The sequence below is a fragment of the Streptomyces sp. CB03234 genome (genome assembly GCF_001905885.1).
Taxonomy (GTDB): domain Bacteria; phylum Actinomycetota; class Actinomycetes; order Streptomycetales; family Streptomycetaceae; genus Streptomyces.
In genome coordinates this window covers 62,109-77,801 of record NZ_LIYH01000005.1, presented here as the reverse complement: position 1 = coordinate 77,801, position 15,693 = coordinate 62,109, and the positions used below count along the sequence as shown (strand labels likewise).

Genomic DNA, 15,693 nt, shown 5'->3' with positions numbered 1-15,693 from the left:
CTCAGCACTTTCCGGAGGGCGCGGGCGCGGGCTTGGCCAGGGCGGCCAGGGCCGCGGTCGCGTCCTTCGGCGGTGTGAGGCTCTTGAAGGCCGTACCGATGATCAGGTCCACGTCCGCCGTCGCGCGGGCGTCCATCTTGAGCGTGGCGCCCTTCAGCTGCGTACGGAGGACGGGGAAGGCACTCTCGCCCGCTCCGGTGGCGCCGAGCAATATCCCGGGGCCCGGGACCTTCTTGTCGTACGCGGCCGGGGCGTTGCCCACCTTGCCGATGGCGAAGCCGCGCTTCTTCAGCTCGTCGGCGGTCGACTTGGCGAGGCCCGCGCGCGGGGTCGCGTTGTAGACGTTCACCGTGATCTGGCCGGGCTTGAGGGGCACGTGGACCGGCGTCACGGGGTTCTTGCGGGGCTTGCAGCCCGGGCCGGCCGCGGTCTTCGCCCGGCTGTCGGCCGCGCCGCCGCCCCCGCCGAACACGTCGATGAGCTGCCGTGTTCCCCAGCCGACCAGGCCGAGGGCGACCACTGCGACGAGGGTCGCGACCACGATCCGGCGACGGCGTCGGGGGCGGCGCATGCGCGGGTAGGTGTCACCCGTGATGCGGTACTTTCCGCCCATACCGGGGGGAGTGAGCATGCTCATGGGCGCAGCGTAATGCGGCCCGGTGACTATGCCTACTAAACGATCAGCCGATGGGGGCCGGACGGGTGGGAAAGGGCCCGAAAGGCTGACATCCCCGTCCCCTGCCGCTCAGTGCCCAGTGCCCAGTGATCGGTGCTCGGCCTCAGTCGAGTTCGAGTACGCGGGCGTGCAGCACCTGCCGCTGCTGCAGGGCCGCGCGCACGGCGCGGTGCAGCCCGTCCTCGAGGTAGAGGTCGCCCTGCCACTTCACGACGTGCGCGAAGAGGTCGCCGTAGAACGTCGAGTCCTCGGCGAGGAGCGTCTCCAGGTCCAGCTGACCCTTGGTGGTCACGAGCTGATCGAGGCGGACCGGGCGCGGCGCGACATCCGCCCACTGCCGGGTGCTTTCCCGGCCGTGGTCGGGATACGGCCGCCCGTTACCGATGCGCTTGAAGATCACACGGAAAGCCTACCGGGCGAGCGGCTCCTGGCGCAGCCACGCGGCGCCGGACGAATGCCGGCGAAACCTGTTGAAACCGGGACGGTCCGGAGACAGGGACGGCGCGCCGCGGGGATGATCCCGCGGCGCGCCCCCTGGGTCTGCCCTGAGCCTGCCCTGGGTCTGCCCTGAGCCTGCCCTGGTCCTACTCGGTCACGTCGTGGTCGTGGCCGTCGTGCAGGCCGCCGCCACTGCCCGCGTCGCCGTCCGTGGGGACGGTGACGACCGGCTTGCGCAGCGAGCTGAGGTCGTGGGCGTAGACGCCCACGGCGTTGGCGATGACGTCGATGTTGGCGTCGAACGCCGTCATGTCGATGTTCTTGATGTCGTCGCACTTGGCGTGGTAGCAGGCGTCGTACGCGACCCCCGCCGTGCCGCCGAACTTCTCCGCCTGCTTGGCGGTCTTCAGGCCCTCCGCGCCGGTGAACGTGCCGCCGGACGGGATGCCGACCGCGATGAACGGGCCGTAGTCGGAGCGGCCGGTGAAGTCCGTGCCCTCGTGCGGAAGGCCCCGCTTGTCCATGAACTCGTTGATGTCGCGCTCGATCTGGGCGGAGCCGGCCGGGCCGGCGGGCGCGCCGACGCCGTCGGAGTCGTCACCGTCGTACACGAACAGGCCGTAGTTCGGCGAGGCGATCATGTCGAAGTTCAGGTAGAGCTTGATCTCCTTGCGGTCGAGCTCGCTGAGGTTGTCGACGTAGTGCTCGGAGCCGAGCAGGCCGACCTCCTCCGCCGACCACCAGGCGAAGCGCACCTTGTTCGTGGGCTTCTGCTTGGACTTGGCGAGGTCCAGGGCGACTTCGAGCAGACCGGCGGAGCCGGAGCCGTTGTCGTTGATGCCGGGGCCGGCGGTCACCGAGTCGAGGTGCGAGCCGAGCATCACGGTGTTGGCGGCGTTGCCGCGCGCGGTCTCCGCGATGACGTTGTTGGTGGACCGCTTCTCCTGGAGCTGGCGGATCTCCAGGTTCACCTCGACCGGGCCCTTGGCCAGGTCGGCGACGAGCTGCTGGCCGTCGGCCTGGGATATGCCACCGGTGGGTATCTTGCCGGCCGCCGGGTCGCCGAGGGTGCCGCCGAGCGAGCCGGGGACGTTGTTGTAGACGATCGCGCCGATCGCGCCCGCGGCGGCGGCCTCGGCCTGCTTGGCGGCGAAGGTGCAGCCACCGCGCTTGATCAGGGCGATCTTGCCGGTGAAGGTGCCGGACGCGTAGTCGGCGGCCTCGCAGCCGGGCGTCGCGTCGTCCGCGGGGGCCGGGACGGCGGCGAGGGCGGCCTTCACCCCGCCGACGGGCGTCGACTTGGTGTACGTCATCGCCCCGATGGTGATGTCACGCGGCGTCGGTGAGACGACCGAGAGCTTCTCCGCCTGGGTCTGGGTGTACATGAAGTCGAACTGCTGGTACGAGACCTGGTAACCGGCCTTCTTCAGCTGCTGGTACACGTACGCGGCCGAGGCGTCGTGTCCGAGCGAGCCGGCCGCCCGGTGGCCGTCGGCCGAGTCGGCTATCTGCTGGAATTTCTCCAGGTGCTTGTAGGCGTCCTGGGCGGACGCCTCCCGGACCAGCTTCTTGGAGAGTTTCGCGGCGTCCTTGGCCGCCTGCTCGCCGGGGTCACCGGCGGAAGCGGGGGATGCGGAAGCCAGGAGGAGCGGGGTCGCGAGTGCGGCTGCGGCCAGGGTGGCCACGGCTCTGCGAGGGGATGAGGTCACAGAGGTCCTTCCCGGTGTGAACGAGGTTGAAGGGAAGCTAGCGATCTCCCACGCTCCTGGGAACAGATGTGCCACAACTCACGGCATATTCCGTACGTTTGGCAACGGAACGTGTCACTCCGCCGCCGAAGGTCCTGTCTGCCTGGCCGATTTGGCGGTCTTGGCGGCGCGCTTGGCCTCCTGCTTGTACGCACGCACCTTCGCGAGCGACTCCGGCCCGGTGATGTCGGCGGCCGAACGGTACGAGCCCTCCTCGCCGTACGCGCCCGCCGCCTCCCGCCAGCCCTCGGGCCGTACGCCGTACTGCTTGCCCAGCAGCGCCAGGAAGATCTGCGCCTTCTGCTTGCCGAACCCGGGCAGCGCGAGGAGCCGGTCGAGCAGCTCCTTGCCGGTGGCGGCGTCCGACCAGACGGCGCTCGCGTCACCGCCGTACTCGTCCACCAGGTACTGGCACAGCTGCTGCACCCGCTTGGCCATCGAGCCGGGGTAGCGGTGCACGGCCGGCTTGGCGGACAGCAGGGCGACGAAGGCCTCCGGGTCGTACGCGGCGATCTCGTGCGCGTCGAGATCGTCGGCGCCCATGCGCGTGGTGATCGTGTACGGGCCCGAGAACGCCCACTCCATGGGGACCTGCTGGTCGAGGAGCATTCCGACGAGCGCGGCGAGCGGACTGCGGCCCAGCAGCTCGTCGGCCTCGGGTTGCTGGGCGAGATGGATCGTGGTGGTCATGTTTCGATGATCGCTCCGGAGGTGGCCCGTCGCACGGTGGGGGTGGGTGTCCCCTTACCCGGCGCCCTCCCCGGCGAACCGGTCCAGCGCCGCCACCAGGTGCTTCCGGGTGGCGTCCGTCCCCAGGTGCCCCGCCTCGTCGACCACGATCAGCTCCGCGTCCGGCCAGGCCCTGCTCAGCTCCCACGCCGTGCGCAGCGGCCCGCCCAGGTCGAGCCGCCCGTGGACGAGCACGCCCGGGATGCCCGCCAGCCGGTGGGCGCCACGCAGCAGGGCGCCCTCCTCCAGCCAGGCGCCGTGCGTGAAGTAGTGCGTACAGATCCGTACGAGGGCGAGGCGCGCGGCATCGGGGCGGCCGCCGTACGGGGCGCCGCCGCCCTCCAGGGACACCACCGCGTCCTCCCACGCGCACCAGTCGGCCGTCGCCCGCTCCCGTACGGCGGCGTCGGGGTGAGCGGCGAGCCGCGCGTACGCCCCAACCAGACCGGCCGCGGTCTCCCCCGCGCCCGGCCCCGCCCCGTCCCGGAACCGCGCCCATGCCTCGGGGAAGAACCGGCCCACCCCCTCGTACAGCCAGGCGATCTCGGAGCGGCGGGTGGTCGTGACCGCCGAGATCAGGATCCGGGCCACACGCTCCGGATGGGCTTGCGCGTACGCCAGGATCAGCGTCGAACCCCATGAACCGCCGAAGAGCAGCCAGGTGTCGACGCCGAGGTGCTCCCGCAGCCGCTCCATGTCGGCGATCAGGTGGCCGGTGGTGTTGACGCCCATGTCCGTGGCCGGGTCGCTCGCATGCGGAGTACTGCGGCCGCACCCGCGCTGGTCGAACAGCACGACCCGGTAGCGGGCCGGGTCGAACAGCCGTACAGCCCCCGGATTGCACCCCGAGCCGGGGCCGCCGTGCACGACGAGGGCCGGGGTGCCGGCCGGGTTGCCGTGGGCCTGCCAGTGGACGAGGTTGCCGTCACCGACGTCGAGCATCCCCTGCTCGTACGGCTCGCTCTGCGGATACATCGGGCGACCTCCCGGGACGGACAGCGGCGGGCTGTTCACGGCGACGGCTCCGCGCCCCGGCCCCGCAGGCGGGCCGCCCGCATCCGCAGGTAGCGGGCCTCGGGGTCGCTGAGGGTGCGCGCGGCGGCCGTCCGGTACGCGGCCAGGGCGCCCTCGGTGTCGCCCGAGCGTTCCAGCAGGTGCGCGCGGACGGCGGCCGGACGGTGGTGGCCCGCGAGCCGGTCCGCGAGCCGCGCCTCCAGCGAGGCGAGTTCGGCGAGCCCGGCCTCGGGCCCGTACACCATGGCGAGAGCCACCACGCGGCTCAGCTCGGCCATGGGGTCGGGTTCCGGGGCGCGGCGCAGGAGCAGGTCATACAGCGCCAGGATCTGGGGCCAGTCGGTGTCCTCCGTCCGCGCCGCCTCGTCGTGCAGCGCCGCGATGGCCGCCTGGAGCTGGTACGCCCCGGCCGGGCCCTGCGCCAGGGCCTCCTCCACCAGGGCGGTGCCCTCCCGGATGGCGTCCCGGTCCCACAGGGCGCGGTCCTGCTCGTCGAGCGGGATCAGCTCACCGTGCGGGCCGGTGCGGGCCGCGCTGCGGGCCTCGGTGAGCAGCATGAGCGCCAGCAGCCCGGTCACGGCGCCCTCCCGGGGCAGCAGGCGGCGCACCGCGCGGGTGAGGCGGATGGCCTCGCGGGCGAGGTCGGCGCGGTGCAGTTCGCGACCGGAGGTCGCCGTATAGCCCTCGTTGAAGATCAGGTACAGCACCTGCAGGACGGCCGCGAGCCGCTGGTCGCGGTCCTCGGGGCGGGGCGGGCGGAAGGGCACGCCCCTGAGCTTCTGCTTGGCGCGGCTGATGCGTTGCGCCATCGTCGCCTCGGGGACGAGGTGCGCCCGGGCGATCTCGGCCGTGGTCAGGCCGCCCACCGCGCGCAGCGTCAGCGCGATCTGCGCGGCCGCCGTCAACTCCGGGTGGCAGCACAGGAACAGGAGCGTGAGCGTGTCGTCCTCCGACGGCGCCCGCCCTTCCCCGGGCGGCGGCGCGGTGAACGCGTCCGGGGGCGCCAGCGCCGCCTCCGCCTCCTCGCGCCTGCGCCGCGCCTCGTCGGCCCGCAGCTGGTCCATGAGCCGGCGCGACGCCACCCGGATCAGCCACCCGCGCGGATTGTCCGGGACCCCGGAGCCGGGCCACTGCTGGGCGGCCGCGAGGAGGGCCTCCTGTACGGCGTCCTCGGCGGCGTCGAAGTGCCCGTACCGGCGTACGAGCGCGCCGAGGACCTGCGGCGCGTGGTGCCGCAGCAGGTCCTCGACGTCGGTGTTCATGCCGCTCAGCAGCCGGGGCCGTCCTCCATGACGGGCCGGATGACGACCGGGTACTCGGGCGCGCCCTGGGGCTGCGGGCAGCGGGCGACGCGCGCCGCGATCTCGGTGACGCGGTCGAGGCTCGCACAGTCGAGCACCCAGTACCCGGCCAGCAGCTCCTTGGTCTCCCCGTACGGCCCGTCCGTGATGACCGGCCGGCCGTCCTCGCCCAGGCTGACGAGCCGGGTCCGGCGCGGCTCTGCGAGCCCCTGGCCGTCGACGAGCTCACCGGACTCGGCGAGGTCGTCGTTGATCTCCTGCATGAAGGCGAACATCGCCTGCAGGTCCTTCTCGCTCCAGGCCGGGCTGTGCGCGGAGGCCTTGCCGTTCATCGCGTCGTAGTCGGCCTGCGAGCCCTGCACCATCACCAGGTACTTCATGATGCCGTTCCTCTCGTGAACCTCTCGGGAACCTCCTGGGCTCCGTTCACCTGGGACGTCGGAGCCGACGACGCGTTCTCGACACCGCGGCGGCCGCTCTCGATGACAAGCCTCACAGAAACGCCGGGGGCGAGGGGAGCAACTGCCCCTCTTGTTCGTGTTTGTCGCTCGGGTGGAAGGCGGGCGGACGGCGGGGCGCGCCCAATTGAGGAAAATTCCCCTTCTCCGCCCCCTGCGCCGGTCATACGATCATCGCCGGTCGCGGTGTGCGAGGTTGTCGTCCCCCAGTGGCCGCTTCTCGTTTTTCCAGACCTGTTTCCAGACCTCTCCCTTTCCAGCACCTTTCCGACCAAAGGGTTCCTGTGAAGATCCGCCGTATCCTCGCGACGGCCGTCGTCGCCGCTGTCACCACGCCCGCCGCACTGCTCTGCGTCACGCCCGCCTTCGCCGCGACCGCTCCGGAACCGCCGCTCGGCCGGTCGTTCGCGGGCAGCGCCGCCAAGCCCTCCCTCGCGGAGCTGGAAAAGGCGGCCGCGGAGGCGCAGAAGGCGTACGACGCCGCCGTCGCCGAGGAGGCCGCGGCCCTCCAGGCGCTCATCGACGAACAGTCCGACGAGGCACCCCTCGCCGTGGCGGCCGCCGCGGCGGCCAAGGAGGCGAAGGCCGCGGCCACCGCCAAGGAGGCCGCCGACAAGGCGCTCGCCGACGCCCAGGCCGCCCTGGAGGAGCTGCCCGAGACCGCCACGGAGGCGGAGCGGGCGCAGGCGGAGAAGGACGTCGCCGACGCCCAGGCCGCCGCCGAGGCCGCCGCCGAGGCCAAGGACGCCGCCGACGCCAAGGCGGAGGCGGCCGCCACGGCGCGGGACGACGCGCTGGTCGCCGCGTCCCGGCGCATTCACCTGGCGCGCCAGGAGAAGGCGAAGGCCCTCGCCGCCAAGGAGGCCGCCGACAAGGCGCTCGCCGACGCCCGGGAGGAGGCCGAGGCGGGTGCCTGCGTCGCCGAGGACCGGCTCACGGTGACCGCCACGGGGCTGCCCGCGAAGGTCACCGCCGGTACGACGGTCGACTTCACGGTCCGCGTCACCAACGGCACCGACCGGACCCTGGACGAGGTCTGGCCGTACGTGAAGGTCGAGGCCGCCGACGAGCTGCTGGACGTCCAGTGGTCCACGGCCGCCTCGCCGGCCTGGCAGGACGTGGACGCCGACCACTACGCGGGCACCGTCGAGAAGCTGAAGGCCGGCGCCCATGCGGACGTCAAGCTGCGCCTGAAGGTCGCCGCCTCCACCCCGGCCGGCGACGGTGTCGCCTCCATAGCCGCCGACTACGGCAACGACGACAAGTCGTGCGGCGGGACGCCGGAGTTCTACGAGTACGCCTTCGACGTCGTCGCCGCGACCGCAGCGCCCGGCCCGTCGGCCACCCCGTCCGCCACGCCCGCCCCGCAGGCCCAGGGCACGACGTCCACCCAGCCGGTCGCCACCCCCACCGGCACCGCCGGGAGCCTGGCCGCCACCGGTTCCTCCTCCGCCGCCCCCCAGGTCGCCCTCGCGGCCGGCGCGGCCGTGGCCCTGGGCGCCGGCGCGCTCGTCGCCGTACGCCGCCGGAAGCCGGTCACGGACAACTGACGCCCAAGGGGCCGGATCGCCGGTCCGGCCCCTCCTGGTCACCGCCCCGCCGGAACCAGGCGCTCCGACGATGCGCGCATGAGCGCACCGGGAGACGACCGCCTCGGCGAAACCCGTCGCCACCTGCTGGACCTGACCGCCCGCTTCCGGACGACGCCGACGTGGCGCACCGCACGGCCTGCGTCCACGACCGCCTGGGCCTGGAGGCGGAGGCGGTCCCTTTCCACGAGCGCTGCCTGACCGGAACCGGCCTCTCCGCCCAGGACCGCCGCGGCGCTCTCCTCGGCCTCGGCAGCACCCACCGGGTGCTCGGCCGGTACGCGTACGCCGTCGGGACCCTCCGCCGCGGCGTGGCGGAGTACCCCGACGACGGCGGGCTGCGAACGTTCCGGTCGCCCCAGGCCCGTCCGTTCCGCCAATCATGGGACGCACCGCGCTGATGCGGCGTCACGTCCCTTCGCCCGCAACGCCGTTGTATGAACAGAGTGTTCGTGTTCCACTAACCTCCTTCTGGCACATCGGTCACCGGTCACCCGCTCCCCTGGGCGGGAGAGCACTCCATGGGGGGGTCCGTGTGTGAAGACCTGGGGTTCGAGAAACTGCTCAGCGAGGAGGGCTTCTTCGCGCGCCTCTTCGGGAGGTCGCCGTCGGGTGTCGGCCGGGAGCCGCTGTACGGCCCCGACCTTCCCGTGGTGCTGCTCACCGGCGGCCCGGGCATGGGCAAGGGACGGCTGCTGCGAGCGGTGCGGGACCGTTTCGCCGGCAAGGTGCCGGTGATCCATCTGGACTGCGGCTCGCCGGTGTACGCGGACCGGGCGGAGCCGGAGCCGGGCGCCCGCTCGGACGCGACCGAGGCCCTGGTCGAGGTCGCCCGGCGGCTGTGCACCTGGCAGGGCACGGGTGGCTCGTTCGCCTGCCCCCGGCTCTTCACGGGCCTCGCGATGATCGCGACCGGTGTCACGGAGGGCACGCCCGAGGCCGTCGCGACGGAGGTCGAACGGTACGAGGAGCTGCCCCAGAGGCAGCGCCTCCGGGGCCTGGGGGCAGGCGACTTCTGGCGGGGCGTGCTCCGCGGGACCGTCCGGAACCTGCTCACGGCCCTGTCCGCGCAAGCGCTCGACCCGTACTCGGCGGCGGTGAGCAACGCGCTGCTGGACGCCCTCTTCGAGCGCCTGGCCCCCCGGGGCCGGGCGGAGCTGGAGCGGATCTACGGCGCGTATCCCGGCGCGGCCGGCCAGCCCAAGCACGGGCTGCGCAACCTCGCCGCCGACTTCCAGGCCGGCGGCGAGGCGCGGGAGCTGGCGGAGAGCTTCCTGTTCCGGGCGCTGCGCGAGGACCTCGAGGCGGCGTACGCCTCGGCGTCCGGCTGGCTGCGCCGCGTCGGCCGCCCGGGGCTGCTGCTGGACCACGCCGAGTGGCCGCTCGGGGAGCGGCTGCTGCGCGCCGTACTCGCCGACCGCCGGAGCGGGCAGCGCGACCGCCTGGTGATCGTGGGCACGGCACGCCGGGCGGACGGCGGCGCGTTCCTGCACGGCGGCCTGCCGTCACATGAGGTGGTGCCCCCGGCAGAGTTCCGGCCCGCCGACGGCGCCCCGCCCGCGTGGACCCGGCGCACGGACGGGGCAGCGGACGGGGCACCGCTGTCCGACGGGGTGCTCCTGCTGCGTATGCCCCTTCTCACCGGCGACCAGCTCCGCCGGGAGACCGAGCGCAGGCAGCAGCGCGCCGAGCCGGAGGGCGGCACGAACCGCCGCCGCATCGACGCCGCGGTGGCACGGCTGAGCGGCGGACGACCGCACACGGTGATCCGGCTGGCCACTGCCGCCGCCGCCTTCCGGATGCCCGCGGATGCCAATGACCGGGACATACTGGACGCCCCGCTACGACTCCCCGGCGACGGCGCCCCCGAGCGACCGGTGGCGGACGTGCTGCTGCGGGAACTGGTCCTGGACCAGCTGCCGGTGCGGCTGCCGGCCGAGCACCACGACCAGTGGCTCGATCTGCTCACCCATCTGTCCGTGGCACACGACGAGGAGTGCGCGGACGTCCTGCTCCGCCACCACCAGTCCGGCCGCGTCCACCACCTGACGGCCCATCATGTGGCGCGGTTGCTCACCGACACGGGGTGGCCCAGCTGCGAACGGCACTTCATAGGGGACTTCGGGCTGCGCCAGCTTTTGGTGCACCGGCTGTACGGGCTGCGCCCCGGCGGCGCCGCCTGGTACGCCGACCACCACCTGCTGCGGGACCACTACGCGGGACGCGCCGCGGCGGAGGAGGCGCAGGAGGCGGCCGGCGGGGCGTTCCGTTCCGTCACGGCGCACCGGCTGAACCACCACCTGGTGTCCGGGGGCGCCGACGACGTGGTCGGCCACCTGGCCGCCACGCTGCCCGGCCGCCCCCGGGAGTGGTGCGCGGAGCTGCTGGAGATCGCCCAGGCGCCGTACCCGGGCGGAGCGGACGCTCGGCGGGAACGCGCCCAGGGCCTGGTCGCGCCCGACGGACCGGCGCTGCGCCGCACCGTCGACCAGTTGCTGCACGCGGTGTGGCTGTGCGAGGAGCGGACCAGGCCGACCGGAAAGGAGACGGCCCGCACGCTGGCCAAGCTGCTGGACCTCCTTTCGATCATGGAGTTCGACGGCGCGGGACAGCTCAGCAAGACGGCTACGGAGTGGACCGGCCTGGCCGAGAACGAGCAGCCGTTGCTGCGCTGCACCTGTACCGAACAGCTCGGGCGACGGAGGTAGCGGGGATGCCCAACTGGAAGAAGATCCTCTTGGCGCTGCTCGCTGTCGGGGCGCTCACGACGGTCGCCTGGTTCACCTGGTCCATCTACCAGAAACCGGACACCTGCATCGACGGAATCGAGCGGATCGAAGGGGAGTGCGTCGGCGTCGACGGCGACGGCTACGACTTCGGCACCCCGGAGATCCGCGACGTGGCCGGGGCGATCGCTCAGGAGAACAAGAGGATCGCCGGCCAGCCCCACGTCACGGTGGCGATGATGCTGCCGCTCCAGTCGGACAGGGCGGCACTGCGCCGGCAGATGCGCAGTGACCTCCAGGGCGCGTACCTGGGGCAGCGGCAGGCCAATGACGGTGAGGGGGAACTGCCGAAGATCCGGCTGGTGCTGGCCAACCCCGGGCGGAACTACGGGCACCAGGCGAAGGTCGTGGACACCCTGCTGCGGATGGCCGACTCCCCCGAGGACCGGCTGCGCGCCGTCACCGGCTTCAACCTGAGCCTGAAGCCCACGGAGGACGCCATCAAGCGGCTGACGGACCACAAGGTCCCGGTCCTCGCCTCCCGGATCAGTGGGGACTGGATCGCCAACGAGGACCGGCCCGACGGGACGGCGAAGCTGCGCTTCCCCGGCCTGGCCCGGATCATCCCCACCAACGGGGACGCGGCCCAGGCGCTGGCCAACTTCAACGGCGAACGGCGCCGGGAGAACCTCAAGACGGTGCTGGTCTACGACAAGCGCCGGGACGGCTACAACGAGTCGCTGGCCAAGGCGTTCAGCGGGATCGTGGAGAAGGGCCCGCCCGGTCCCGCCGCGATGTCCTTCGAGTCCCCGGCGATAGACGAGGCGGGCTCGACCGGCAACCAGTTCACCCAGACGGCCAACAACATCTGCGACTCCACGGCCGACACCGTCTACTTCGCGGGGCGCACCATGCACCTGCGGATCTTCGCGCTCAAGCTCGCCCAGGTGGGCTGCCAGGACCGGCACTACACCATCGTCAGCGGTTCCGACGCCGCCTCGCTGCAGCAGGACATGACGGAGAAGGACTGGGAACAGCTCCGCGGCGAGGGCGGCAGGGCGAAGGTCACGGTCCAGTACGCCGCCCCCGCGCACCCGGACGCCTGGAGCACCGAGCTGGCCGCCTGGCACAAGAAGTGGGCCGCCTCCCACCACCGCAAGCCCACCAGGGCGGAGCTCCCCCAGTACCTCACCGAACCCATGGCCGCCCTGAAAACCCTGAACAAGCGGATCGAGACCACGCGCGGCGAGGGGATACGGCTCGGCTCCACCCCGAACCTGGAGGACTCCCGGACGATGCTCGTGTACGACGGCCTCGTCACCATCGGCAAGGCCCTGCACCAGGCGCAGAAGGACGGCGCCGAGGCGGTACCCGGCCGTGAGGACGTCGGCAGGCAGTGGTCGCTCCTCCAGTCCCGGCACCGGGTGCAGGGCACGAGCGGCCTGATATGCCTGACCAGCGGCGGCAACGCGTATGACAAGCCGGTCGCGGTCGTCGAACTGGACCCGGGCCGCGAGGGCCACGGCAGGCTGAAGTTCGTCGGCCTGGGCTGGCCCGCCGGCCGCGAACAGCCGAAGAACTGCGTGATCCCCAGCCGCACGTTCTGAGCGGTCGGGGCCTTCGTCGCGGCTGGTGCATCGGCTTGACCGGTCCGCTCCCCCGCCACACATTCCCGTCCTTGTCCTCACGGTCAACAGAATCGCGGAACCACTCGCTTCGGTGACGGTCGCCCTGATCACCGGCACATCCGGTCCCCGGGTCACGCATGTCCCTGTCGGGCCTGACGCGGGCCTGACGAAATACGACGAGTCGTGGCGCTCGACCTGACCCTGGACCGGCATGCCGCCGTGGGTGCGGGAGGACGTGAAGTCGCGTTCGGAGTCCCGCAGACGACACCAGGCTTCGGTCCACGGCGGCGCTGGCGGACGTCGGTCTCCATCACCTGCTTTCGGCCGGCGCGGATCGGGTCACACCTTCTTGACGACGACCGTGCCCGGGACCAGCTTCTCCAGGTCGTCCACACCCGAGGTGAAAACAGTGACCTGTCCCTTCTGCTGTCGCGCGATGACGGCGAGCACGGCGTCGATCGCGTACTTGTGGCCGTGCAGCTTGGCATCGGCCAGCAGCCGACGGGCCTGCCGGGCCTCGTCCTTTCCGATGTCGGTGACCCTGAGCCGCGAGAGCACCCAGTCCCAGCGCTGCTCGGTGGTTCTACCGTCGTACGCCTCCACAAGCGCCATGGGAGACGTCACCACCTCGGCTTCTCCCCGGGCCGCGAGGTCGAGCCAGGCGATCATGGCGCGATCGCCACGCACGGCCTGGGACAATGCCTCACAGTCGAGTACGAAGACGCGCAGGGGCCGCCGACTGTGCTCGCCGGCACGCTTCCTCACGCGGCTGCTCCGGCGTTGTCTCCTCCGGCTGTGCGGCGCCGCTCGTGCTCCGCGTCGAGATCTTCCAGTTCCGCGAGTGCTGCCGTGCGCTCGTCCTCGGTGACCGGGCCGTGTTCCTCCTGCAGCCAGTCGACCAGCTCCAGCAGCCGGTCCCGGTCGCGCTTGAGTCGCAGTGCTTCGGCCACATACGCCGAAAGGCCCCGCTCGGCCGCCTCGGCGCGGATCTCGTCCAGGAGATCCTCGGGGATCGTCACCGTCACTTTCTTGGTCGCCATATAAGGGACCATACTCCTGGTGCAAACGCCCCTACCAGGGGATGGCTGTGATCAGTCAGCCGTCCGGCAGGCCAATGGTCAAATCCGTGACCCTTCCCCCACGCAACCGCCTCGTCATGCTGCTTCCCTCCGTCCGCTCATGCCGTTCGCTCTTCTCGGCGCATGCACCGGCGGATGCGGAAGCGAAGGAAGCGGCGGCACGCGATGCCGCCGATGTCGCTCTGCGGGATGCCTTGTGGCGGTGCGTGGGGCGAGACGCCCGCAGCGACGTTGTCCGAGGACGAGCCCTACGAACTCGACGGACCACCGAGGGAGGCCGAGTGAGCCTGACCGCAAGACGACTGTCGCCATGGCTGACCGAGCCGATGCCCCTACGCCTGTTCAGGCGGCTGCGGAGGATACGAGATTCGAACTCGTGAGGGGTTGCCCCCCACACGCTTTCCAAATGTTCGTACGGGGGTCCGGGTGGGGCCGGGGGGGTGTCCGGGCGCCGGACCCTACGAAGGAGCAGCTACCTGCGCCCTCTGCTTGCCTACGGCCTTGTCGCGAAGGCTTCTGCGCTGGTGTTGAGGTGTCTGCCCTGCTGGGTGAGCGCCTTTCTGCTGCGCTCGGCTCGTGGGGTCGCCATGAAAATGGCGAGGCACCACGGCCTGAAAGGGCGTCTATGCCTGGCCGTAGAGGGTTGCCAGGTCGATCAATCGGATGTCCGGGGCGGCCGCTGCTGCGGCGTGCGCCTTGTCGTTGAAGCCTGCTCCGCTGAAGCACATGAGCTGCGTGTTGGTGGTGTCGTAGCGGCCTGCCAGGGTGACGAGGTCGCGGAGGTGCCGGAGACGTTCGATGTGGGCAGCGCCCATGGTGTCGTTCCACTTGGCCTCTCCGATGGCCAGCAGTGGTGGCTTGGCGCCATCTGCGATTCCGATGACCGCCACGTCGACCTCGTGGCCGGTACGGGCCTTGGGGTCGTGAACGACACCATGCCCGACGCGGGCCGGTAGACCGCCGAGCAGTTCGGGGTCGGCGTGATGCAGGGCCCAGTCTCGGCAGACCTGCTCGAAGTGGGGCCGGAGGACGTTGCTGACGAAGCGGCGACGGCTGGCTTGCCAGACCCGTGCCGCGCTGCCGGGGCGTTCGAGCTGGTCCCAGACCGGTCGCATGATCGCGTGGTAGAAGCCGATCAGCGGTTCGGCGATGCGGTAGGTGGGCCGGTTGTCACGGAAGGCATCTGCGTCCCGGTGCAACAGGCCCGCGTCTTCGAGGACGTTGATGGGGTGGGCGATGTCGGTGGCCTTGCGTTCCAGGTAGCCGGCCATGCCTCCGCGGGTGGCATTGCCGTCGGCGACTGCGGCCAGGACGGACAGGTACAGCGCGGTGTCACGAAGGTCGGGTTCTTCGGCCAACAGATAGCGGGCCTCACGGAAGAGGGGGGTTTCGGGGTTGAGGACGGTGCGGACGACCCAGTCGTCGAAGTCATCCGGCCCTTTGGCGTGTCGCCGCGTGCGAATTCGCGCCGATAGGCGGGGGTGCCGCCCACGATCGCGTTCACCTTCATGGCTAGGCGGGGGTCGGTGATGCCCCAGAACTCGGCGGCGAGGCGGTGGTCGAGGGGGCGGACGACCAGCTCAAGCCCCGCCCGTCCGCGCAATGGGGCGTTGCCCGACAGCAGGCGGCCCATGAAGGACAGCGCCGAGCCGCACAGCAGCAGCCGGGTACGGGAGCCGGTGCGCTGGTCACGCTGAGGACGCAACACCTCTTGGATGATCGAGGGCAACTCGGGGTTGGCCTTGGCGAGGTACGGAAACTCGTCGATCACCACGGAGACGGGCCGCTCGGCGCTGAGCGCGAGCAGTGCGTCGACGGCCTCTGCCCAGTCGGCGAAGTGGAACGGGCTGGCAGGGCGGACGTGGGCGGTGAGCGCCGAGCTGATGCGCCGTAGCGACTCGGCATCGGCGGCCTCGGTCGCACCGAAATAGAACCCTCCGGCGGCACGGCAGGCGGCATCCAGCAAAAACGTCTTGCCCTGGCGGCGACGCCCGGAGACCACGCCCAGAGCCGCGCCGGGCTGCGGATCGGTGATGAACCGGCTCAGCGCCGACCACTCGTAATCCCGGTCGAACATCTCGGCAGGCTTGTCCACGAGTGCTCCAGATGTAGAAGTACGCCTACATAAAATGGACTCCTAGTTCTGTGGCTCGCAGTGTGCACCCTCCGGCCCCGACGCTCGCCGCTCCCCAAAAGGCGTCCTGGGTGTATAGCGAGAAGTGTCGCGAATGTCGCAAGTAAATGAGACCGAAACTGAGACCAGGGCACGCCGAAGACCCCGGCCGCTGGAGCGGTCCGGGGTCTTCG

At 71.5% G+C, this 15,693-nt stretch carries 12 protein-coding genes and 2 pseudogenes; 4 read left to right on the top strand and 10 right to left on the bottom strand.

Going from position 1 to position 15,693, the window contains the following annotated elements; all coding sequences use genetic code 11:
• Position 1: 1 nt before the first annotated feature.
• The 7 genes from AMK26_RS21605 to AMK26_RS21575 form a co-directional block, all read right to left on the bottom strand.
• Positions 2 to 637: a LytR C-terminal domain-containing protein gene (locus AMK26_RS21605; protein WP_073756382.1), complete on the bottom strand. Its 636-nt coding sequence runs from the start codon at positions 635 to 637 to the stop codon at positions 2 to 4.
• 142 nt (positions 638 to 779) lie between these two features.
• A complete protein-coding gene (locus AMK26_RS21600) occupies positions 780 to 1,076 on the bottom strand; it encodes a type II toxin-antitoxin system VapB family antitoxin (RefSeq protein WP_003999914.1) in 297 nt (98 codons plus the stop codon).
• Positions 1,077 to 1,260: 184 nt separating this feature from the next.
• Positions 1,261 to 2,799, bottom strand: coding sequence for a M28 family metallopeptidase (locus AMK26_RS21595; protein WP_073756381.1), 1,539 nt, complete (start codon positions 2,797 to 2,799; stop codon positions 1,261 to 1,263).
• 138 nt (positions 2,800 to 2,937) lie between these two features.
• Positions 2,938 to 3,552, bottom strand: a complete 615-nt coding sequence (locus tag AMK26_RS21590) for an HhH-GPD-type base excision DNA repair protein (protein WP_073756380.1) — start codon at positions 3,550 to 3,552, stop codon at positions 2,938 to 2,940.
• A 54-nt stretch (positions 3,553 to 3,606) separates the two neighbouring features.
• Entirely contained in the window at positions 3,607 to 4,566 is a 960-nt protein-coding gene (pip, locus tag AMK26_RS21585; protein WP_073756379.1) for a prolyl aminopeptidase, read from the bottom strand.
• A gap of 35 nt (positions 4,567 to 4,601) precedes the next feature.
• Complete coding sequence (locus AMK26_RS21580) at positions 4,602 to 5,867, bottom strand: RNA polymerase sigma factor (RefSeq protein ID WP_073756378.1); 1,266 nt, start codon at positions 5,865 to 5,867, stop codon at positions 4,602 to 4,604.
• A gap of 5 nt (positions 5,868 to 5,872) precedes the next feature.
• On the bottom strand, positions 5,873 to 6,286 hold the full coding sequence (locus AMK26_RS21575) for a YciI family protein (protein ID WP_073756377.1): 414 nt from the start codon (positions 6,284 to 6,286) through the stop codon (positions 5,873 to 5,875).
• 362 nt (positions 6,287 to 6,648) lie between these two features.
• On the opposite strand from AMK26_RS21575, the gene AMK26_RS21570 reads away from it, so the two are divergent.
• The 4 genes and pseudogenes from AMK26_RS21570 (at position 6,649) to AMK26_RS21555 (ending at position 12,286) form a co-directional block, all read left to right on the top strand.
• The gene (locus tag AMK26_RS21570) at positions 6,649 to 7,914 is read left to right on the top strand and encodes a hypothetical protein (RefSeq protein WP_073756376.1); all 1,266 of its coding nucleotides are present in this window, start codon (positions 6,649 to 6,651) and stop codon (positions 7,912 to 7,914) included.
• Positions 7,915 to 7,992: 78 nt separating this feature from the next.
• A pseudogene (locus AMK26_RS21565) lies at positions 7,993 to 8,303 on the top strand (tetratricopeptide repeat protein); the annotation flags it as partial.
• A 183-nt stretch (positions 8,304 to 8,486) separates the two neighbouring features.
• Positions 8,487 to 10,661, top strand: coding sequence for a hypothetical protein (locus tag AMK26_RS21560; RefSeq protein WP_073757036.1), 2,175 nt, complete (start codon positions 8,487 to 8,489; stop codon positions 10,659 to 10,661).
• A 5-nt stretch (positions 10,662 to 10,666) separates the two neighbouring features.
• On the top strand, positions 10,667 to 12,286 hold the full coding sequence (locus AMK26_RS21555) for an amino acid ABC transporter substrate-binding protein (protein ID WP_241838010.1): 1,620 nt from the start codon (positions 10,667 to 10,669) through the stop codon (positions 12,284 to 12,286).
• Between the two features lie 360 nt (positions 12,287 to 12,646).
• On the opposite strand, the gene AMK26_RS21545 is transcribed toward AMK26_RS21555, so the two are convergent.
• From AMK26_RS21545 to AMK26_RS21535, 3 genes and pseudogenes are all read right to left on the bottom strand, one after another.
• Entirely contained in the window at positions 12,647 to 13,072 is a 426-nt protein-coding gene (locus AMK26_RS21545; RefSeq protein WP_073756374.1) for a PIN domain-containing protein, read from the bottom strand.
• Positions 13,069 to 13,347, bottom strand: a complete 279-nt coding sequence (locus AMK26_RS21540) for a CopG family transcriptional regulator (RefSeq protein ID WP_073756373.1) — start codon at positions 13,345 to 13,347, stop codon at positions 13,069 to 13,071. The genes AMK26_RS21545 and AMK26_RS21540 overlap by 4 nt, the downstream gene beginning before the upstream one ends.
• A gap of 662 nt (positions 13,348 to 14,009) precedes the next feature.
• Positions 14,010 to 15,481: pseudogene (locus AMK26_RS21535) on the bottom strand (AAA family ATPase).
• Positions 15,482 to 15,693 lie beyond the last annotated feature (212 nt).